The organism is Paenibacillus azoreducens (assembly GCF_021654775.1).
Classification (GTDB): Bacteria; Bacillota; Bacilli; order Paenibacillales; family Paenibacillaceae; genus Paenibacillus_AQ; species Paenibacillus_AQ azoreducens.
This window is the reverse complement of record NZ_AP025343.1, coordinates 6,269,110-6,290,334: the sequence shown is the minus strand read 5'-3', so window position 1 is coordinate 6,290,334 and position 21,225 is coordinate 6,269,110. Positions and strand designations below refer to the sequence as shown.

The window sequence follows — 21,225 nt, the reverse complement described above, 5'->3', positions numbered from 1 at the left end:
ATTTGTGCAGCGAGCCTGATTAGGCTGGCAGTTTGATTTTTTGTCCTGGATAGATCATGTTAGGATTTTTGATGTGGTTCAGTTTTTGCAGCACTCTCCAGGTTGTTCCGTACTTCTCGGCAATCGAGGTAAGATTATCGCCTTTTTGCACGATATAGACATCCGCTGCAGGAGCCGGAGCCGGTTTGGTTGGTTCAGGCTGCGGTTTAACGACAGGTGTCTCCGGTTTCTCTGGTTGAGGTACGGGAGCCGGTGTTTCTGGTTTCGCTGGTTTCTCTGGTTGAGGTGCAGGAGCCGGTGTTTCCGGTTTGGCTGGTGCAGGTTCAGTCGTTTCTGTTTTGGTCGTTTCTGTTTTGGTCGTTTCTGGTTTAGCCGGTTCCGGTTGCGGTGCCGATGCTGGATTTGCAGGAGATGCACCTTCGGTGATCCGTCCTTGAGCTTCGGCAGGCACTTTGCCGCCTTTTTGAATGTAGGAGATCAACGCTTCATCCAGCGCACCATACATTCCTGCTTGCGGATACTTGCTGAACATCGTATATTGATCGCCGCCGATGGACATAAAGTCGTTGGTGGCAAGCTTATATACGGCTTTTGGATCGATGGCTTTGTCGCCGACCATGACGGAATGGACGCGGCTGCCTTTTGGTTTGGCTTTATCGATTTTAAAGCTGATGCCGGATACTTGCGGGAATCCGCCTTTGGACTCCGGATAATCGGATACGCCGTTTTCGAGTGCGGCTACGATGTCTTCGCCGGTAACTTTCAGCTGCACGATCTGATTGCCGAATGGCAGCACGGTGACGATATTTCCCTTGGTGATGGTTCCGGCTTCGATGGAAGCGCGGATGCCGCCGCCGTTGGTCATGCCGATATCGGAATTGCTCACATCCCGTATGGCATCGGCCAGGAGATCGCCGAGATTCGTTTCGCCGGTACGGACTTTTTCACGGGAGCCCTCAAGTTTGACCGGAGTTTCGCCAACCTTTTCCTTGAGAACAGGCTCCTGCTCCTTTTGGATGGAAGCGATGAGTGAGGCTACTTTTCCATCCGGCTGGATGTTGGCTGCCTGTTTCTCGTCGATCAGCTTCGCTTCCTTTTTCACGACCTTGCCGCCGTCAACCCACAGATCGACGACACCGACATTTTTGGTGTATTCGCCGGTGCTGGCAATCAGCGTGTTGTTGTCGGCCTGCATGCCATGTTCAAGCACGGTATGGCTGTGACCGTCGATGAAAACGTCGATGCCTGGCACTTCCTTCACCAGTTTTAGGCTGGTGTCGATGCTGGACTTGTCCACGCCCAGATGGCCGACGCCGATGATGACGTCCGCTTTGCCCTTCAACTCGTCCACCGCCTTTTTGGCTTCGACGGCCGGATCGACGAACTTGAGGCCTTCTACGTTTTTGGGACTTGTTTTATAGGCGGTTTCCGGCGTACTGAAGCCGATGATTCCGATTTTGACGCCGTTAATTTCTTTGATGATATAAGGTTTAAAGAGATCCGTTCCATCCGATTTTTTAACGTTGGAGCTAATGATCGGGAATTTGAGCATTTGGGACAGCTCGATCAAGCGGTTCGATCCGTAGTTGAAATCATGGTTGCCGGGAACCATGGCATCGTAACCCATTTCGTTTATGACCTTGACGACGCTTTCGCCGCGAACCAGCGTGGCAAACGGCGTACCATGCAGGGTATCGCCCGCATCCAGCGTCAGCGTGTCCGGATTTTGACTGCGGTATTGATCGAAAATTCCTTTAACCTTGGCAAAACCCATCTCAGGCGACGAGGCGACTGCGCGCGCATGCATATCATTGGTATGCAGGATCGTGATATGCTTGCCGCTTGGCGAAGCCGCAGTTCCAGGTGTTCCTTCCGCCGCGGCGGCGCTTCCGATGGAGCCGACCAGCAAACCTGCGCTTAGCAGAAGAGAAGCGAACCATTTCCTTTTGACCATGTAACTTCAAGACCTCCTAATTGAAAATAGATAATTTTACCTTCTACTTTATTCTAATAGACCATCAGGAAGGTGGAATAAGACTAAGGAATCATTTATTGCCATAAAGACGGGAAAAAATGTTGCATTTCCGGTGGTATGCCATTGCGCAAACAGTAATCCTGAATCGATTCCCCATGTTCAATCGTTGTTCCCGACGTCAGCAGCCGGATGGCGAACCGGTTGGCCTGCAGCTCGAATTTACCCGGGGCGAAATAGGAATGCTCCTCCAGAAAAAAACGGCTGATGCCTTTGTGCAGCCGGTCATGACCCAGCTCATGCGCGCATACGAATCTTTGCCATTCCGGGGATAGCTGGTTATGTATGACGATAAAACGCCTGCGCAGCTTGCGATAATACAGACCTTTGGTGGATGCTCCCAGATCGTTGTAACGGATATGTATCCCAAGCGCTTGCGCAAGTTCAAAAGGGCAGCTGGTTTTGTACTTGCGGATTAACTTTCGAATGATCTCATCCACAATTTTCACCTGCTTTGTCGCTTGTAGTCGAAAGTTGTCGGAGTTGATTCAGGTTATTTTTCATCCGGTGTTCCGTTGTTCTTTTTCTTCCGTTTGTTCATCTGCTTGGCTTCCCAGAACAGTCCTGTCAACACGTCTTTGATCCGCTGCCGGTCCTCCTGGTCAAGGGGTATTCCGTCAAACATCAGCTCGCCATCCTCTTCAAGCATTTTTTTGAAGTCCCGTTTATCCTTGTAGGTAGCCCACTCCGGCGATTGTTCCGCTACCGCGATATTCAGGTTCGCTGCCTCTTCCAAATAACCTGCGGCGATCATCAGTTCCTGATAAGACGCGTTTAATGCTTCGGCCAGCTTGCGGATCGTAGGGGCTTTGGGCACGCCGCGCAGGCCGTTCTCCATTCTGGAAATTTGCGAGTTGCTGATTCCGGCGCTTTCGGCCAGTTGGTTGATCGACATGCCTTTTTGTTCACGCAGCAGTCTTAACAGACTTCCAAATTCCTTTTCCACTCGTAAGTCCACTCCTTTAATGAGCGCGGGTCCTCAATTGTCAAATCAACAAGCAAATCCCGCTTTTCGTTTACTATACCTCCATGTTGCCAAAAGGTAAAGGAAAAATGAGGATTTGATACCAAATGGCATCGGAAGAGAGGAAATAGGGTCGATATCATTTAAAAAGCTTCGAATTTGGCGTTTTACGACTTGTACCAAAAAGTGGTATGTTAACATCATTATACGAACAAAAATACGAACAAGCCAGAGTTTTTTATTTTTTTAAAGGTTCAAGATCATAATTAGTACCTGTCAAGAAGCGGAGTAGCAGAGGGAATGGAATCGATTCTTTCGAAGCGTTCGCGTTCGCCTGGAATCTTTCCGGAGGAAAACTGGCATCGGAAGCTTACGCTTGTCACCCAATTCCCAACCTTTGTTAGAGGTTAAAATCAAGAAATTTGGAGGCGGGCAGCGACCAGAAGAACGATCCGTAACCACAGTGACAACCCGCTCACGGATTATTAAGGACTAATTTTAGTATTGAGCCTTTTCAAACCTTAATTTTCGAATGAAGGAGTGCATATCTTATGAAACAACTTCTGCCTGAACTGGACCGCCGTAAAACGCAAAACGCCATCGAGGCTTTGCTTGAAAAATACCGGATTTATAAAACAATCACTTTTGAAGCAAAAGAAGCCAGCATTACCGCTTCCTACACCGAACGTTTCCATGGGCCGACTAATGTCACTTCTGATCAGACGGCGCAAATAGCTGCTTATAATGTGGACGTGCCTGCAGCCAGAAGGGCTTATTGCGAAATGATCGAGGCGATCGTAGAGCGGCTTGGCGAACGGGAACAGTTGATTATCCGCGAGCGGTACATGAAGCAGGACGACGTCTTTGATTACAAGGTGTATAACTACATTTTGGATCCGCCGGTGAGCAAAGATACGTATACGAAAATTCGGGCCCGGGCGTTTTATAAACTGGCGCTGGCTTTTGCGGATCGGGGGTTGTTGAAGCTGGAAGAGCTGCAGAAGCGGGTGACGGTGGGGTAGTGTTATAGAAGCAAATTTTTAGTGTGAGATTTTAGAAAGTGGAAGAACGAGGAGATTTTCAGGATTTTATAGAGTTTATAAGTTTCAGTGAAGTTACATTATTAAGTAATCGTAGGAAAACTGCCGCTGACCGCTGTCTGGATCATAGAAGCGCATCGATTTGCCCGCCTGTTGCTGCATTCTTTTTCACCAGCCGGACGCACCGGTCGCCTTCGCCTTTCTGATCTCGACACCTGCGCAGCTTGCATAATTGGTCGAACGAAATCTGTTGATGCATAGTGGGGAAATTGAGATCGGACGTATCAATTGAGTTGGGGATAGCATGAATGGACTGCATGTATGTGTTGGGATCGCATGAATGAATTCACATATGGTTGGAGTTGCACGAATAATGGGTGGTATAGATGAGTTGGAGTTGCATGAGTGGATTACGTGTATACGTTGGAGTTGTGCGTTGGAGTCGTATGAGTGGATTGCGCACGTATGAGTTGGAGTCGTGCGTTGGAGTCGTATGAGCGAATTGTGCACGTATGAGTTGGGATCCCATGACAGGCTTGCACGCAAAACTCTAACGGACACAGCGGCCGCTATTGAGGGGAATTTCGACCAATTTGATTTCTAACGGACACAGATGCAGCTAATTGGTGGAAAAAGCCACTTTTACCCGTGTTTCGGAGCAGTTAAGGGCTGTGGTGACCGTTAGGATTTCAAAACAGCTTTTTTTAGCCATTTAGCGGCCGTGGTGTCCGTTAGAATATAGTCAAACGAAATCTGTTGATGCATAGTGGGGAAATTGAGATCGGACGTATCAACGAGTTGGGGATTGACTTCGTTTATCGCACGTGTGCGTTTGAGTTGCATGAGCGGATTGCGCGTATACGTTGGAGTTGTGCGTTGGAGTCGCATGGGTGGATTACACATATGTGTTGGAGTTGTATGAGCGGATTGTGCACGTATGAGATGGGATCCTATGACAGGTTTGCACGCAAAACTCTAACGGACACAGCGGCCGCTATTGAGGGTAATTTCGACCATTTTGATTTCTAACGGACACAGATGCAGCTATTTGGTGGAAAAAGCCGCTTTTACCCGTGTTTCGGAGCAGTTAAGGGCTGTGGTGACCGTTAGGATTTCAAAACAGCTTTTTTTAGCCATTTAGCGGCCGTGGTGTCCGTTAGAATATAGTTGAAACCCGTGCAGATTCAATCAAAAAGCGATGTTCTCTCGTTAGCACGAAAGGCGGAAGGCAGATTCGTATGAAGAACTCACTCAATTGACAAAATGCAGATTCGTATGAAAGACTCACTCAATTGACAAAATCCAAGCTGGCACAAAGAACGAAAAATGATAATGCTATGCCAAGTAATTTGCCAAAATAAAATGACTGCAAGACGCGTTCAGGCTTCTTTGGGAGTACGTCGATAGACGCTTTACTTATATCAGGATTTATTTGCAAAAAATTAAATTTCAGAAGCTCCCGGAACAATAAAAAAACCGAACGAATGTTTCGATCTATATTGGTTGATTGGAAGTCGCTTTTAGGAGTATGCAAAATTCTTATATGAAAGGATGGGGGAGACCCTGTCCTTTTTTGTTTTATTCGGTACTTATAATGAAATCATTTTTTTTAACAGTGCTATGGTTTCTATAATAAGGAACAGATCCCCAACAAAAATACGAACATATATTCGTACATTTTTCATCCGCCAAAACGCCATTATTCGTCCGCTTTGCCTTCAGCGCATCCGATTTAGGGGTGTAAGATAGTATCATCGGAAATGAAAACAAGAGGGCAAACCGAAGACGCACAGTCGAATGTAAGCCGGCCATCAGGGCCGGTTTTCTGTTGCGGTAAATTGCCCTTCTTGCTCATTTTCGGCAAAAAAAGATGCGGAAAGGAGGAGCCGAATTGCGCAAGCAATCAAAACGGTGGATCAGCTGCGGCCAACTTCCAAGCAGTAGAACGCTCCGGCGGTTTACAACATGAGAGCGGCGGTGAAGCAAGCAATCGCGAGTCTCATCCCGGAGCTCAAGGACCGGATTTATGATGTGCAGCCTCCGGCCGGCGGGAATGACGAGCCTTACGGGGTCATCGCATTCAGCGAGGAGATTTGGAAGTCTTCCTGGGCAGGTTATCGGCAGGTGATCCGGCTGCAGCTTTATCCAGGGAATGCCGGCATGGACCAAGCGGATGTGTGGGCGGAAAAGTTATCCGTTGATTTACACCGCAAACGGGTGTCTAATCCTGGAAGCGGCGCTTTTACTTTGCATTTTCTCGGGGCGCGGAAAGCCGAAAGACTGGAAGCTTCCACGGGCAAGGCCTGCAGGACGCTGCGTTTTGGCGTGTACATTCCGGAAGCCGGGGCGGATGCATCGACAGCGCGGGATGAATGGCTGATGGCGTTAAAGGCATGGACCGGGAAGCTGGTTGGTGTTTCGTGGAAGGTTTATGACACGGCCTGGCCGTCCGGCCCGGGAGATTCCGCCGTCTTATGGCGGTTAACCGGGGGCGAGACCAAAATGGCAGGAGCTTCATTATATGAAGTCCGCAAGCAGTTCAGAGGGCATATTACTGCGCTGGATCCGGCAATTGAGCAGCGTGCGGTCTTGGCTTTAGTGGAAGAGCTGGGGATGAAGGTGCAGCTGCCGCTCGATTCGGACCGGCGTAGATATATGTCGGTGGTTGATGTATCAGCTGATTTGGAGGCGGATGCCTTTCTGGACGGCCAGCTGCGGCTGACGCTCGTGCAGCGGTTGATGCGTCCGGCGGAAGATGCGGCCCTGATCCGCAGGGTTGACGTACATTCTATTTTGAATTGAGGTGGTTTGGATGGCAGTGAAAAAGACGGTTAAAAACGAAGCGACAGACCAAACGCCGCGCTATCCGGTTGCCGAGCTGGCAGCCCATGCCAAAGAGCTGTTTGGCGTGCAGGAGGAAGTGTTGGCGGGAGCTTTTTACGGGGAAGAGAAGAGTACGTTTACGGTAGCTGAAACAAAAGCAAAAATCGAACAATTTATGAAAGCGAAGGTGGATTAATTATGGCAGGCGGAACTTGGGAAAATGCGAATAAACCGGTATTGCCGGGATTGTATATGAATTTCAAGGCGGCGGCAGCATCAGCGATTCAGGGCGGAACGCGCGGAACGGTGATCGTGCCGGTCAAAGCCAACTGGGGACCTGTACGCGAATTTGTGGAGATTAGCAGCGAAACGGCGATTGAGCAAAAGTATTCGAAGGATACGCAGGACGGCGCTACGGCTTATCCGGTGCTGTATCTGGCCCTTCTGGGCGGACCGAAAAAACTGCTCGCTTACCGTCTGGCGGACGATACGGCGGCAGCTGCAAGCGTTACGCTTCAAAGCTCGGATGCTACCCCGGCCGATTGTCTGCAGCTTGCGGCCAAATATCCGGGCAGCCGCGGCAACAGCTTCACCGTTACGGTACAGCCGACGCTTGGCGAGCCGAATGCGCGCGAGCTTCGCTTGTATGAAGGCACCAAGCTGCTTGGCACTTATAAAGGAACCGACGGCACGGCTGCTTCCATTGCGGACCAAATCAATAAGGACAGCGGCAATTTGTGGGTAACGGCCAAGGTGCTTGGTCAAGGCGGTATCCCGGCTGATGTCAGCGGCGCAGCTTTTACTGGCGGTGCAAGCGGCAACAGCAAGCTGGCGAATGCCGATTACATCGCAATGCAGGAAGCGGCGGAAGGACAGGATTTTGATGTGCTGGCATTGGATTATGCCGCAGATATGGCCTTGCTGCAAAGCTTTGCTTCCTGGGTCAAACGTATCCGCCGCGAAGGCCGGGGCGTGATGGCTGTGTTTGGCGGATCGAAGGCCGAAGACGTATCGAAGGATGCCGTGAAGCAGGCTGTGGCACGTTCGATTACACTGAATCACGAAGGCATCATCAATGTGGGCACAGGCGTGCGCCTTGCCGGAACGGACTATAGCTCCGCACAGACTGCTGCTTATGTGGCAGGTTTGATCGCCGGGCAGCGTCTGAACCAGTCGGCGACATATGCGCAGACTCCGTTTGAAGACGTGACCCGCCGCTGGAGCCGTCCGGAGCAGGAAGAAGCGGTGAAAAACGGCGTGTTCCTGTTCTTTTTCGACGGCCGTCAGGTCAAAGCGCTGCGCGGCATCAACAGCTTGGTGAATCCGGCTGAAGGCCAAAACAACGCTTGGAAAAAAATCCGTTCCATTCGCGTGATGGATGCGATCAACGCCGATCTGCAGCGTACTGCGGAGCAGACGTATATCGGCAAGGTGAACAACACCGAGGAGGGACGTTTGGCCTTGATCGGTGCGGTGAAGGAATATTTGGCTCAGCTGTCGCTTAGCAGCGTCATCGAGCCTGATGGCTACGATGTCATTCTCGACCCTGCTTATTACGGGGATGGCGCCGTTCATAAACCGGAGGCCGATCAGGTATTCCTGCAGTGGAACGTGAAGCTTACCGATGTGATGGAGCAGCTGTTCGGAACATTTTACGTGCAGTAATTTTCAATTCATTAAATAAATTATTGATCATGGCTCATGGAAAGACGGGTGGAGGCGGGCAGTGATTTTTAAGCACAGTCCGTAAATGTAAGCGGGTAACCGTGCAGTGCCGAGAACTGATTTCGTATTGAGCCTTAAATAACTTTTTAATCACAGGGAGGAAAAAAATATGTTGGATGCTTCAAGAGTAATATTGGGAACGTACGGCCAGGCCTTTATTGACGGGGTGTGGCAGACGAATATTAACAAGCTGGAAGCCAGCGTGGAATTGGAAAAAAGAGAACTGAACCTAGTCGGCAACGACTGGAAGGTGCATAAAACCGGCATTAAAAAAGGCACCGGCACCATCAGCGGTTATAAGGTGACTTCGGATATGATTCAGCGTGGATTCAGCAAATTCGATATTATTTCCAAATTGGACGATCCAGAGTCCTTCGGCCATGAACGCGTGCTCCTCATGCGCTGTATGCCGGACAAAATCCAGCTCGCCAACTGGACCGCCGGCGAAGAAGTGCAGGAAGAAACTTCGTTTACGTTTGAAGGCTACCAACTGCTTGATCCGATTGTCGGTGACTAATCATTTTCAATTTCAATCATAAAGGAGAATGACAAATGAGCTTGCATGAACATATGACGGAAGAGCAAATTTTGGACAGCCTGTTTGAAGCGGCGGAGAAACTGCCGGAAGAGACTGTCCGCATCAAACGGTTGGACATGATGATTGTCCTGCACGGCCTGACGTCCAGCAAAGTGGACAGCATCCGCGAACGCTGCACGATCCGCCGCACCGTGAAGGGTTCGGTGGAAGAGAAGGTGGACGGCGAGACATTTAATGCGATGCTTATTGCGGAAGCTACGAGCAAACTTGAAGTGAAGGGGCTACCACTCAGTGGTTGGGGCGACCCGCGCATTACAAGCCGCATGAAGCTGTCCGGCGGGGAACAGGCGGTGCGCCGCCTGCTGCTGGCAGGCGAACTGGATGCCGTCGGCGACAAGGTGCTGGAGCTGTCCGGTTTCGGCGTTGATATTGACGACCTAAAAAACTGATTAACTCCGGGGGAATGACGACGATGCTGTATCACCTGTGGGTACGGCATCACCTTCGTCCCGGAGATTTTTGGAGGCTGCCGCGCGGCGAACGTTTGCTTTTGCTGGCTTTTGCCGGGGAAGAGATCGAACGAATGGCGGCTCAGAATCCTTAATGCAAGGAGGTGAAACATATTGGCACAAGCGATGAATTGCCGCATGAACCTGGTCATCGAACCGAAAAACGTCATCAAAGCCAACCGGGAGCTGCGCGCCATGGAACGTTATTTTGAACGTATCCAAGGGCGTGTGCTGCGCATTGGCCGCACCCGCATGGCGCCGGAGATTGTGCTGAAGGACTATGCCTCCAAAGGGCTGGACCAAATTCTGCACAAGATCAACCGCGTGAAATCGCAGGTGATCCATGCGTCGGGAACGGTGAAGTTGAAGGTGGTTCAGACGCCCGGAATATTGAAGGTTGAAGGTAAGTCTAATCAAGCCAATCAAGCAGCACCCAATTTCTCGGCTCTGGTCAGCTCTCTTACGGCTAATACCGTCGTGATGAATAAGATGACAGCGGTTATAGGGGGAGGTAAATCCGGGGGTGGACCCAAGGAAGATCCTGCTAGTTTCCTGGATAACCTGAAAGCCATTTTTTCGGATCTTAAAACTTTGGGCGGAGGCTTGAAAAGTGCAGGCGAGATTCCGGAAAAACTCAAAGGGCTTAAGGACGTTTGGAACAATGTCGAGAAGGAAGCAGGTCCCCAGATTTGCCAATGTCAATGTATAGGTAACGGTAATTATGGGGGGAACAAAGGCCGCAAGGGTAAAAAAGGATCCAAAAATAAGAAACCGAAACGAAGCAAAGCAAATAAGCAGACAAAACCCAAAAAGGTTGGTTCCAAGCTTCTTAATTCTGTAAAAAAAACCGGCGGAGGCCTCTTTAACAAGGCCAAAGGGCTGATGGGCCGCGGAAAAGATATGTTCAAAAACAGTGCGTTTGCGAACAAAGCATCTTCATTGATCAGCACCACCTTCGGAAAAATTAAAAACAGTAGCTTGGTAACTAAAACCGGCGATGTTCTTAAGGGAACAGGCAATGTTTTTAAGGGCGGCGCAGGTAAATTGTTTGGTGCGCTTGGTTTCGGCAAATCGAAAAATCCAGAAAGTAAACCAGGGAAGCTTAGCGCTGTTGCTTCCAAGGTAGGCGAGTGGGCTAAGAAGGGTGCCAAATCGCTCGGTCCTGTTGGTGAAAGCTTAGCCGCTAAGACCAAAGGAATATGGGGCAAAGGAAAAGATCTGTTAAAAGGCGGCGGGAGCGCCGTTTCCAAAGCATTTTCTTTTGCTGGCTCTGCTGCTGTTAAAGTTGGAAAAGGCGGCCTTGGCGTGGCCGGTAAAATTCTGAAAGGTGGAGCAAACGCGATCTTCAGTCCGTTTAGTTCAGACGGTAAAGCAAAGGGCGGAGCAGCTAAACCGAATAAAATCGCCAAGGCTGGCTCGAAATTATTCAAATTAGCCGGAAAAAGCGGTGAGCTGCTTCAAACGGTTGGTTCAGCAGGTGTAGACATTATTGGCGGGGCTCAAGATTTATGGAAGCATGGCAAAGAACTTCTTGGAGGCAAGACCGGGATAGCTTCCAAGGCAGCTTCACTGGCAGGTTCTGCGATTGACAACGTTGGAAAAAGCGGTCTTGGCAGCCTGGCCGGCGGGATTATGAAAGGCGGAATGAAGAAGCTGCTCGGTCCACTCAGTCTAGTAGCCGATGCGGCTTCTATTGCTACCGCCGAGCCTGGTAAGGAACGGGCCAAAGCGATAGGTTCCGCCGCAGGTGGAACGATAGGTTCCGTCATTGGCGGCGCCGTGGGAAGTCTGATTCCTATTCCAGGTGTAGGCACTATATTGGGAACTACGGTTGGAGGTGCTCTCGGAGATTTTGTCGGCGGAAAAATCGGAGGATTTGTTTCTGATATCGCTCCGAAGGCCAAAGAGGCCTTCTCTTCCGTAACAGGCTGGGTCTCCGGACTATTTGGCAAAAAGAAGAAGCCTAAAGAGGATATTGCCGAAAAACCTGCGGCGATCCCTGGTCCTTCCATTCCGCCAAAACAATCAGTACCGTCGGTTATGTACGGGGCAGCATTGTCAGCATCTGTAGGAACGCTTCCGATGGCCGGGGCGAATGTTCCTGGTCCAAGTCCGCGTATGCAGTCCGCAGTATCCAGTAATGCCGCAGCAGCCACCAGCAAAGTTCCGCAAGTTGTTCAAATCAGTCCAGAACAAATGAGCGAGTTATCCGGATTCCTGCGCGACTTCAAAACGGAAACGACAAACCAGTTTAATCTTCCGGCGGGAGCCGTACAGGTTACGGTTCATGAGGAGTACCCGGTTGATGTCGAAGGCATTATCCAGCAAGTCGGCCAGCGTTTACGGGCGGAATTCGCGAAGGCGACGCAAAATCGGAAACCGCAGTCTATGGCGCTTGCTTAAAGCGGATTCCATCCGACTGCCTTCATTGTTAAAATCATGAGTTTAACTTATATAGATGGTTTGCTGGTCAATTTTGCTGAAAGGAGGGAGGCGGAAGCAATGGAATTTGTGCTGAGGGACGGCAAAGGGAAAGATTTTCTGTTTCCGGTCAACCCGGAAGAAGTTACGATCTCAAGGCAAAAGGGTCTGGATACAGTGAATATTTTGTCATCCGGGGAATTCGATTTTCCGCAGGGGGATAAGGTGAAGGAAATTTCCTTCGCCTCTTTTTTTCCTAAAACATTCGATGAATCCTTTTGCCGGGGAAAAGAGGAAGAACTTCCTGATCCACAGACGGCGATGAACAAGCTGAATGAATTTTTGGCGTTAAAAACGCCTCTGCGTTTTATTATTTCTAAAACGGCCGTGAATGTGCCGGTATTTGTAGCTTCGCATCAATCTACGTTCCGTGGCGGCGAACCGGGGGATGTGTCCTTTGAAATCACGCTCCGGACATGGAGAGAGCTGAAGGTGATGAAAACCGCAGCAGGAGCAGGCAATGGCAAAGCCGCAAATGCAACCGCAATCAATAAGAAGCCGCGTGTCGATATGAAGGCCAAAAACAAAACCTATACGGTGAAGCCGGGCGACTCGCTTTCCAAAATCGCAAAGCTGGAGCTGGGCAATAGTTCGGAATGGAACCGGATCTATCAGTTGAACAAGAAGCTGATCGGCAATAACCCGAATGCGATTAAACCGGGACAGAAGCTGGTGCTGCCATGAGTTACAAGGTTATTTTGCAGGATAAATATGATTTGTCCGCTTTGGTAGAGGCGATCAATTTGCGAGATTCGCTTGAGCAGGTTGCCTATCAAGGAACTGTGAACATGGTGGCGACGCCGGATATGCCCCCGATCAACCCGGGCATGTCTATTCGGATCAGCGGAATTCCTTACGGAAAAAAGGACTATGTACCGCTGCTGCATCCGGGTGTCGTTTGGGAAGTGGAAAGCAGCAATAACGGAACCAAGCGTATTACCCTGACGGTTTACGACAGGACGATTTACTTGGATAAATCTGAGGACGAATATTTGTTCCCGGCCAAACAGACCGCGAGCCAACGCTTCAAAAAATATGCAGCCGACTGGAATCTGAAAATCGCCAAACTGCCGGATACAGGCAAAAAGCTTGGCCGTTCGGTATATCGGACGCAGTCCATTTATGCCAGTATGTTTGCCGATCTAAGGGAGACAGCAAAAGCTGGCGGGAAGCTGTACCACCCCCGTATGATTTCATCGGGATTGGAGCTTTACGAGCTTGGCTCAAATAAGGATGTGTATATTCTGGAGCATGTCACGGATACGACTCAATCACGCACGCTCGAGGGGGCTGCAACTCAAGTGAAAGTACTCGCAACCGCTGCCAGCGAATCCGGGAAAGAGGTACCATCCAAAGTGATGGCGATCGAGAAGAAGGATACCGATAAATTCGGTCTGCTTCAGGCGATTATCCAGGATGATGAAGTGAAGTCGAAAGCGGCGGCCACAGAGCTGGCGAAAAGCAAGCTGCGGGGAATTCAGCAGACCATCTCCCTGAACGGTCCGGATATCAACACGATCCGCGCCGGGGACGCCGTGATGTTCGGTTCGCTCAAGCTGCTGGTCATCTCGGTCAGCCGGGAGTTGGGGAATCCGGGCAGCATGTCGCTGGAGCTTGGCACCTATGATGACGTGAAAAGGAGGTTTTATCTTGAATAAAGATCCTTACGGACAACTGGCATCCGCGCTTTTTTCCTCCGTTGGCAAGCATGCCAAGCAGGCGCTCGGGGGTGTTGGGGCTGTCCTTGGCACTATTACCGGAACCGGCCTGAAGCTGGATGATTTCAAACATGAGTTTCAGGATTATATGGTCGCAGAGCTGCCGGGACTGTTTTCCGTTCCCCGCCATAATATGAATGGCATTGCGACGTCTGCTGAACACAATTGGGGGGAGACTTCTTTTGATTTTCAAAAAACTGAAATTGAAGATGTCAGCCTTAAGCTTGCCCTAAAACCGGGGGATCGTGTGCTTGTTGTTCAGGTAAACGGAGGGAATGACGTTGTGGTGGTGTGTAAGGTGGTGAGCGCAAATGGCTAATTTATTTCCCGACACGCCGGATATGGTTTGGACAGACGAACCTGTCGCTGAAGAATTGGAATCTGGCGGGGCCGTGTTTGGCCGAAGCTGGCGCTTCGATTTTGACAAGGGGGAATTCGTTATGTCTCCGACCCGCAAAATGGCGGTGGCAGACGACAAAGAAGCCTGGGTCATCTGGTGCGAAAAAGCCATCCGGACCCCGCGTTATCGCCATCTTATTTATTCACGGGACTACGGCAGCGAGCTTGAGGACCTGATCGGCGGCACCAGCAGGGCTTTGCAGGAAAGCGAAATCCGGCGGATGGTAACCGAAACGCTGCTGGCGGATGCAAGAACGCAGAGCGTGGATCAGTTTGTTTTTGCCTGGGAAGGGGAAACATGCCGGTTCAGCTGCCGGATTACAAATATCCGTGATGAAATCGAAACATTGGAAAGCGTGGTGATCTAATGGCGGATTTACCGCAATATTTGCAGGAACAGACGGAAGAAGAAATATTAAACCGTATGCTAGGTAAAGTGCCTTCGGATATCGATAAATCGGAAGGCTCTTTTATTTGGGATGCGCAGGCTCCGGTGGCGTTTATGCTGTCCGAGGCGGCGATTTGGGCGCAGGAGCTGCTCAGACGCGGGTTTGCCAGCACGGCGGCCAGCGATGACGACAAATTCCGCTCCGCAGAGTTGGATTTGCGGACTGCTGAGCATGGCATCGCGAGACGGGCGGCGGTAGCTTCATCCGGGCGGGTCGTCTTTACGGGGAAGCCGGGCACGAAAGTGCCTGCGGGTACTTTTATCGCTACTCCTGCCGACGAGATTTCCGGGGAAGCTTCCATTGAATTTGAAACAACGGCAGCCGTGATTCTCGATGACTCCGGTGCAGGAAGCGCCGCGATTCGCGCGGTCACTCCAGGCAAAAACGGCAATGTGCCCGCAGGCGTCATTCAGGTGATGTCCTCGGCGATTAGCGGAATTGCTTCTGTCACCAACCCGGAACCGACCCGAAGCGGGGCGGATACCGAGTCGGACCAGTCGCTGTTGGAGCGTTTTTATGCCAAAGTCCGCAGTCAAGGGACAAGCGGCAATAAGGCGCAGTACATGCAGTGGGCCAATGAAATCGCCGGGGTTGGCGGTGTGGAAGTAGTTCCATTATGGAAAGGTCCGGGCACGGTTGCGCTGTATCTTTTGGATACGGACAAGCATGCAGCAAGCCCGGAAATTGTGACGGCAGTGCAGAAGCATGTCGACCCGACCCAGGATGGACAAGGCGAAGGTGTGGCGCCGGCAGGGCCGATCGTGACCGTTTTGCCTGCGGAGGAAGTGAAGATTAACATCTCCGTAAAAGTACAGCGGACCAAAGAAAAGCCTTCGACCCTAGATGAAATCCGGAAGCTAATCGAGGAGGGGGTTACCGTCTATTTGAAGCAGATCGCCTTCAACCGGAAGGACCCGCTGGTGCGTTATACGCGAATCGCTGCGGTCCTCCTCGACATTCCGATCATCGTGGACTACTCGGATTTGTCCATTAACGGCAATACCGAGCAGCAAAACATCGAAATCAAGTCCGGTCAGGTGGCGGTGCTGGGGAAGGTGAGCGTAAGTGAATAATATGGTGATGAGCAGCTTGCGGGGACGCGAGCTGTTTTCTTATCTGCCGGCCTATTACGAGAACTCCCGGGTAATGCAGGCCGATATGGATGCCAAGGGCAGCGAAATGGACCTGCTTTATCAGGCGTTGGAGGCAGCGGCTGCGCAATTTTTTGTGCGTACGGCGACCTGGGGCTTAAGCCGCTGGGAGTTCGAACTTGGCATTCCCACCGATCTGTCCAAGCCGCTCGACCAGCGGCGGGCTGTCATCGAATCCAAGCTGCGGGGAGCGGGCAAGTTCTCCGGGAGCCTGGTGAAAAACGTGGCAGAAGCCTATCACGGCGGCAAAGTTGCGGTTTCTTTTCAGCCCGAGCAATGGGGCTTTACTGTCAAATTCATTGATTCCGTCGGCATTCCGCCGAACCTGGAGGATTTGAAAGCGGCCATCGAAGAGATCAAACCAGCACACTTGGCAGTGAAATTTGAATTTAACTATCTCTTGATCCGCGATATTCATGAAAAGATGACCTTGTCTCAAATGGAACAAACACCATTATCGATTTTTGCAGGAGGTGCATGAAATGGCTAGTAATACACCGAATCTGGGGCTTTTGAAAAAGGACCCGGTTACGGATGGAAACGATACTTTTAATATCAAAACGATGTTGAATGATAACTGGGATAAGATTGATAAAGCTGTGAAGGATGTGCAGGATGGGCTGGCGGATATTAAAATCCCAGACGCTTCTCTGACTCAAAAAGGGATTGTGCAGTTGTCAAATGCAACGGATGGTACACGGGAGAATGTGGCGGCGACGGAGAAGGCAATCAAGTCAGCTTATGATCAAGGGAAGGTGGCACAAGATAACCTTACTACACATTTGGCATCAACTACTCACAAACAGGTTTCTGGTGTAACACAATCTGGAAGATTCTCTAGCGCAGAAGGTCTAAATACAACGGCAAGTGGTGACTACTCTCATGCAGAAGGATATCAAACAATAGCGAGTGGGAGTAGATCTCATGCAGAAGGATATCTAACAAAAGCAAGTAATTCTGATTCTCATGCGGAAGGATATAATACAGAGGCAAGTGGTGACACTGCCCATGCAGAGGGCGGCAATACAAAAGCGAGAGGAATGTATTCTCATGCAGAAGGTTATCAAACAATAGCTGGTGGTGATTATTCCCATGTGGAAGGACGCAATACTTTTGCAATGGGTTACGTATCTCATGCCGAAGGAAATAAAACAATAGCAACTAACAGTTATACTGGAATAGTAAAATCTCAAGACAATGCAAATAGAACATTATTTTTATCATTGGATGGGTACATTTTCGAAGCTGTTTTTAAACCTGGTGATTTCGTGTGGGCAGTATGCGAAGATCGAGAGATATCCCCCTATAAAGTAAAAATCGTTTCTTCAGATAGCACAAAAAAAACTGTAACTCTAGAAAATGAAATCGATAAAAAATTGAAGTATATATTAAAAGAGAAGGAAATCTATACCTATTTTTATCCATCGCACTCTGAGGGGGTAGAGACAATTGCTTCAGGTGACGGCTCTCATGCTGAAGGCTTTAAAACATTGGCAACTGGGTACTGGGCGCATGCCGAAGGAAGTGACACGATAGCAGATGGAAATTCATCCCATGCGGAGGGTACGAGTACAATTGCAAGTGGAATGTATTCTCATGCCGAAGGATGCGGAACAGAAGCGAGTAGAGCAGATGCCCACGCGGAAGGAAGAAATACAAAAGCAACTGGTTGGGCTTCTCACTCTGAAGGAAAAGAGACGATAGCGAGCGGTGACTTCACACATGCTGAAGGGCTTGGAACCGATACTAATGGATATGAATGCTCCCATATTATGGGCCAATATGGAAATGCAAAGGAAACTGGTTCATGGCATCTAGCAAATGGTTCATATAATGCAAAAGGTTTAGCTGCAAGAATCTCATATCGAGGCGGTATGTATAGTTCAGGATCATATTCCTCAAACGGAGCAGACTACGCTGAAATGTTTGAATGGTTAGATCAAAACCAAGACAATGAAGATAGAGTTGGTTATTTTGTTACACTTGATGGAGAATATATCAGAAAAGTAACATCAAAAGACGACTATATTTTAGGAATTGTAAGTGCGAATCCATCAGTGATTGGTGACAATCATGATCTAAACTGGAAAGGAAGATTTCTTACAGATGATTGGGGTCGCACAAGATATGGTTTGATAGATGTTCCTGCTGTTACCGAAACAAGAATTATAATCAATGAAGAAGATGGCACAGAAAACGAAGAAACAATTGAAATCAAATCAGCAAAACAAGAATGGCAACCATTAGTAAACCCTGAGTGGAACCCAGATGAATATTACACACGACGTGAAAAGCGTCCTGAATGGAGTGCTGTAGGTATGATGGGTAAACTTCTAGTTCGAGACGATGGAACTTGTAAAGTTAATGGTTATTGTCAGAGTAATGATGATGGCATTGCTACAGCAAGTGACAGAGGTTATCGGGTGATGGAACGAGTTGCTGAAAATATTATTCGTGTTGTAATTAAGTAGTGTCAGAGCAAGATGAAAGTGCGCAGCAGTAATGAGCGCCAATAGGTGTTTTTATTTTGCCCTCGGGTCCTGCCCGAGGGCATTACTTTTTGTAAGGTGGTGAATAGGGATGGATGGAGTAGAAGCAGAAGTGCTACAGCGGATCACAAGAGTAGAGGAAAAGGTCAACGGTATGAACGAGAAGTTGGATAAGGCAATTGCAGCTAACGAGACAGCCCTAGAGGCGCTATCCTCGGCAAAATCGGCGCATCACAGGCTCGACAAAATCGAAGATAATCAAAAATGGCTCTGGCGCACTTTCGCTGGGGCTGTTATTTTAGCGATTGCTGGGTTTATCATTTCCGGCGGACTCAGATAATGAAAGGATGATTTAAATGAATTGGGACACCATTTACGGTCTAATCGATACCAGATTACTAGTTGTAGTTGCTCTTTGTTGGGTGATCGGGTATGTGCTTAAACAAACGCCGCGTGTACCTGATTGGACGATTGTATATATTGTGACGTTGGTTGCGGTGCTGATCACGGTATGGATGCTTGGTTTTGGACCGGAAGCTCTGATTCAAGGCGTGCTCGCTGGCGCGTTTGCAGTCTATGGCAACCAACTTGTAAAACAAGCCACGAAAAAGGAGGAACATAATGCAAACCCGAAACAATAACAACGCCCAAGGAATCGATGTATCGCATTGGCAAGGCGTCATTGACTGGCCCAAAGTAGCGACATCTGGAATCTCTTTTGCTTTTATCAAAGCGACCCAAAACAAAATAGACCCCCAATTCTTAGCTAACGTCAAAGGCGCTAAAGCCGCGGGGCTAATGGTTGGCGCGTACCATTACATGGACGATGCGGTGACTACGGTAGACAAGGCCCGGGCTGCAGCGCAAGTTTTTTATCAAGCGATTCAAGCGGCTGGTGGAGCGAACTTATTTGAACTGCCTTTTGTCTTGGATTATGAAAGCAACAAGCAGAATTTATCCAAAGCGACCCTTACCGCTAATGCCAAAGCTTTTTTAGAGGAAATCCGGCGGCTAACCGGGGTGACGCCCATGTTGTACACCTATCCGGCATTTATAGGCAATTTTAGCGGACTAAGCGATTATCCATTATGGATTGCCCGCTACAGCAATCAGGCGCCAGTGGATGCATCCGGCTGGAAACGTTGGGATTTTTGGCAGTACAGCGACGGACAAGTCGGTGGCACGCTGCCAAATGGAGACCGCAAGGTGGCGGGGATCAACGGCCCTGTTGATTTGAATGAGTTTGCCGGAACAGTTTCTGATCTGAGAGCAAAGTATGGAAAAAAGACAACACCGGAGCGTGAAAAACCGATGGAAACAGTCGCGGAACTGGAAAAGAGAATCACAGCGCTGGAGAAAAAGCTGAATATGTCAGGCAAGGAGCCTTTGCCAAAATGGGCTGAACTTGCGGTGATATCCGGTAAACAAAAAGGCGTAGAGGCAATTGCAACCTCGGCGGATAAATCCGTTCCGGAACTTTCGGCGCTGCAAATGATGTATAACATCGGGCTTCTAGATCCTGATATTTTGGCAGCGATTCGGAAGCTGAAAGCATGAAATATGGGTGCTTAAAAAGAGAGACTTCTCAAATCTCGATTGTATAATAAATCCCCTGCCAGTTTTTTCGGACAGGGGAGATTTTATTTTTAAAACATCCATTCATACAAAATCCCTCAATTTCTGCTATCCTATCACTGATTATTCCAAAATTCCTCTTTTCAAAATCACTCTTTAGGTCTGTAAAATCACAACGAATCCGCTCGCAAAATGTAGAATCAGACCCGGAAATGAACTGTACCCTTTGTCAAGGACACTTTGAAAAAAAGAGTAATTGTTGTTTATGCAGCTGATAAAAGATGATTCCTATACTGAACGTACAGGAGTCATCTTTTTTCGATCCACTGATATCTTTGGTAGTTGTAATAATGAATGTATTGTTTGATTTCATGTTGAATTTCAGAAAGGGATTGGCAGTTTCGATGATCCACATGATCCCCCCCATATGGCAAAAAAAAGGATTCCTGAGGGGCATTGTCCCAACAGTTTCTGTGTCTGGACATAGGCTGGCCCAAACCATGTTTCTTCAATAGTTTTTGGTAAGTCGGGCAGTGTAGTGGCTTCCTTGATCAGAGTGAATAAATGCTTCCTTGTGTAGCTTTATACGCTTATTTCTTAAAAGCATATGAACCGTATTTGTGGCAATATCGAGTGTAATTCGATCGGACAGTTTATGGGCTAAGATTTCGCCCTGTGGAAGCGTCAAGAATGGTTCACAAATAAGCCATTTCAGAGGGCCGTAAGGCAGGTAAGTGGTATCGGTAAGTAGTGCAAGTCCAGGGTTTTCTTTTCTGAAATCTCGCTGCAAGCAGTTAGGGAGTATGCGATGCTCCTACGTGGCTTTGGCTATGCGTTTATACGGATTAGGCTTGCGGTACCCCTAACGAGAAACCTGAAGTAGTTGACATAGATATCCTGTCATTCGGCGATATCCTTGATCTGCTACGCTTTTTATGAGTTCAAAATTAGCGTTTGTATTTTGCTTTATCCCGCTGACTACCAGCCACCTTTCGTTCAATGATATTTACATCAGGTCCATGTCTCTCAAAGATCTCTCTAGGCGTCTTCCCTCCATATTCTCTTCGATGAATAACCGCTTGAACTCATCCGTAAAGGTGATTGATTTTTTACTGATTTTGCCTACATATTTGTTCTTAGACAAAAGTTCACGATTCCTTCACTAAGAAGTTTTTCTTACTCATGCCATCCCTCCATGCTTACTCCAGTATCCAAAAAGATACCCATAGACTGAACACCTTTTTTTAAAAGTGTCCAGTCTATACCAGTTCAGGGGAGCCCCATCCTTTTTTGTTGCATATAGCATTAGGATAAGGAAATGATGATCGACCG

21 protein-coding genes and 1 pseudogene are annotated in these 21,225 nt (G+C 48.9%); 18 read left to right on the top strand and 4 right to left on the bottom strand.

From position 1 onward, the window contains the following. Window positions 1-19 precede the first annotated feature (19 nt). From L6442_RS28045 to L6442_RS28035, 3 genes are all read right to left on the bottom strand, one after another. Window positions 20-1,954 (bottom strand): 5'-nucleotidase C-terminal domain-containing protein, encoded by a 1,935-nt coding sequence (locus L6442_RS28045; RefSeq protein ID WP_212978170.1) that lies wholly within the window; start codon window positions 1,952-1,954, stop codon window positions 20-22. Window positions 1,955-2,049: 95 nt separating this feature from the next. Beyond that, entirely contained in the window at window positions 2,050-2,472 is a 423-nt protein-coding gene (locus L6442_RS28040; RefSeq protein WP_212978169.1) for an ImmA/IrrE family metallo-endopeptidase, read from the bottom strand. Window positions 2,473-2,525: 53 nt separating this feature from the next. Continuing rightward, a complete protein-coding gene (locus L6442_RS28035) occupies window positions 2,526-2,978 on the bottom strand; it encodes a transcriptional regulator (RefSeq protein ID WP_194230667.1) in 453 nt (150 codons plus the stop codon). A 569-nt stretch (window positions 2,979-3,547) separates the two neighbouring features. Here L6442_RS28035 and L6442_RS28030 point away from each other — a divergent pair. The 18 genes from L6442_RS28030 (at window position 3,548) to L6442_RS27950 (ending at window position 19,875) form a co-directional block, all read left to right on the top strand. Then, on the top strand, window positions 3,548-4,018 hold the full coding sequence (locus L6442_RS28030; RefSeq protein ID WP_194230666.1) for an ArpU family phage packaging/lysis transcriptional regulator: 471 nt from the start codon (window positions 3,548-3,550) through the stop codon (window positions 4,016-4,018). A gap of 1,983 nt (window positions 4,019-6,001) precedes the next feature. Continuing rightward, complete coding sequence (locus tag L6442_RS28025; RefSeq protein WP_212978168.1) at window positions 6,002-6,838, top strand: hypothetical protein; 837 nt, start codon at window positions 6,002-6,004, stop codon at window positions 6,836-6,838. A 10-nt stretch (window positions 6,839-6,848) separates the two neighbouring features. Beyond that, window positions 6,849-7,055, top strand: coding sequence for a YqzN/YkzM domain-containing protein (locus tag L6442_RS28020; RefSeq protein ID WP_212978167.1), 207 nt, complete (start codon window positions 6,849-6,851; stop codon window positions 7,053-7,055). 2 nt (window positions 7,056-7,057) lie between these two features. Further along, window positions 7,058-8,524: a phage tail sheath family protein gene (locus tag L6442_RS28015; protein ID WP_212978166.1), complete on the top strand. Its 1,467-nt coding sequence runs from the start codon at window positions 7,058-7,060 to the stop codon at window positions 8,522-8,524. A 169-nt stretch (window positions 8,525-8,693) separates the two neighbouring features. Continuing rightward, entirely contained in the window at window positions 8,694-9,101 is a 408-nt protein-coding gene (locus L6442_RS28010) for a phage tail tube protein (RefSeq protein WP_194230662.1), read from the top strand. Window positions 9,102-9,136: 35 nt separating this feature from the next. Further along, the gene (locus L6442_RS28005; RefSeq protein ID WP_212978165.1) at window positions 9,137-9,571 is read left to right on the top strand and encodes a phage tail assembly chaperone; all 435 of its coding nucleotides are present in this window, start codon (window positions 9,137-9,139) and stop codon (window positions 9,569-9,571) included. A gap of 23 nt (window positions 9,572-9,594) precedes the next feature. Further along, on the top strand, window positions 9,595-9,726 hold the full coding sequence (locus tag L6442_RS32900) for a hypothetical protein (protein ID WP_265589742.1): 132 nt from the start codon (window positions 9,595-9,597) through the stop codon (window positions 9,724-9,726). Between the two features lie 19 nt (window positions 9,727-9,745). Continuing rightward, window positions 9,746-12,034, top strand: a complete 2,289-nt coding sequence (locus tag L6442_RS28000) for a tape measure protein (protein ID WP_212978164.1) — start codon at window positions 9,746-9,748, stop codon at window positions 12,032-12,034. A 99-nt stretch (window positions 12,035-12,133) separates the two neighbouring features. Further along, window positions 12,134-12,796: a LysM peptidoglycan-binding domain-containing protein gene (locus L6442_RS27995; protein ID WP_212978163.1), complete on the top strand. Its 663-nt coding sequence runs from the start codon at window positions 12,134-12,136 to the stop codon at window positions 12,794-12,796. Then, window positions 12,793-13,770 (top strand): XkdQ/YqbQ family protein, encoded by a 978-nt coding sequence (locus L6442_RS27990; RefSeq protein ID WP_212978162.1) that lies wholly within the window; start codon window positions 12,793-12,795, stop codon window positions 13,768-13,770. Before L6442_RS27995 ends, L6442_RS27990 begins: the two co-directional genes overlap by 4 nt. Then, the gene (locus L6442_RS27985; RefSeq protein ID WP_212978161.1) at window positions 13,763-14,149 is read left to right on the top strand and encodes a hypothetical protein; all 387 of its coding nucleotides are present in this window, start codon (window positions 13,763-13,765) and stop codon (window positions 14,147-14,149) included. The genes L6442_RS27990 and L6442_RS27985 overlap by 8 nt, the downstream gene beginning before the upstream one ends. Beyond that, a complete protein-coding gene (locus tag L6442_RS27980) occupies window positions 14,142-14,597 on the top strand; it encodes a DUF2634 domain-containing protein (protein ID WP_212978160.1) in 456 nt (151 codons plus the stop codon). Before L6442_RS27985 ends, L6442_RS27980 begins: the two co-directional genes overlap by 8 nt. Then, window positions 14,597-15,751, top strand: coding sequence for a baseplate J/gp47 family protein (locus tag L6442_RS27975; protein WP_212978159.1), 1,155 nt, complete (start codon window positions 14,597-14,599; stop codon window positions 15,749-15,751). Before L6442_RS27980 ends, L6442_RS27975 begins: the two co-directional genes overlap by 1 nt. Window position 15,752: 1 nt before the next feature. Further along, window positions 15,753-16,310, top strand: coding sequence for a YmfQ family protein (locus L6442_RS27970; RefSeq protein ID WP_237100423.1), 558 nt, complete (start codon window positions 15,753-15,755; stop codon window positions 16,308-16,310). A gap of 1 nt (window position 16,311) precedes the next feature. Continuing rightward, window positions 16,312-18,300, top strand: coding sequence for a peptidase G2 autoproteolytic cleavage domain-containing protein (locus L6442_RS27965; RefSeq protein ID WP_212978158.1), 1,989 nt, complete (start codon window positions 16,312-16,314; stop codon window positions 18,298-18,300). Between the two features lie 109 nt (window positions 18,301-18,409). Continuing rightward, window positions 18,410-18,658, top strand: coding sequence for a hemolysin XhlA family protein (locus tag L6442_RS27960; RefSeq protein WP_212978157.1), 249 nt, complete (start codon window positions 18,410-18,412; stop codon window positions 18,656-18,658). 16 nt (window positions 18,659-18,674) lie between these two features. Next, window positions 18,675-18,959, top strand: a complete 285-nt coding sequence (locus L6442_RS27955; RefSeq protein WP_212978156.1) for a phage holin family protein — start codon at window positions 18,675-18,677, stop codon at window positions 18,957-18,959. Next, window positions 18,940-19,875, top strand: a complete 936-nt coding sequence (locus L6442_RS27950) for a glycoside hydrolase family 25 protein (RefSeq protein ID WP_212978155.1) — start codon at window positions 18,940-18,942, stop codon at window positions 19,873-19,875. The genes L6442_RS27955 and L6442_RS27950 overlap by 20 nt, the downstream gene beginning before the upstream one ends. 281 nt (window positions 19,876-20,156) lie before the next feature. Here the strand turns inward: L6442_RS27950 and L6442_RS33200 are convergent. Next, window positions 20,157-21,037, bottom strand: a pseudogene (locus tag L6442_RS33200) (IS3 family transposase). Between the last annotated feature and the right edge of the window lie 188 nt (window positions 21,038-21,225).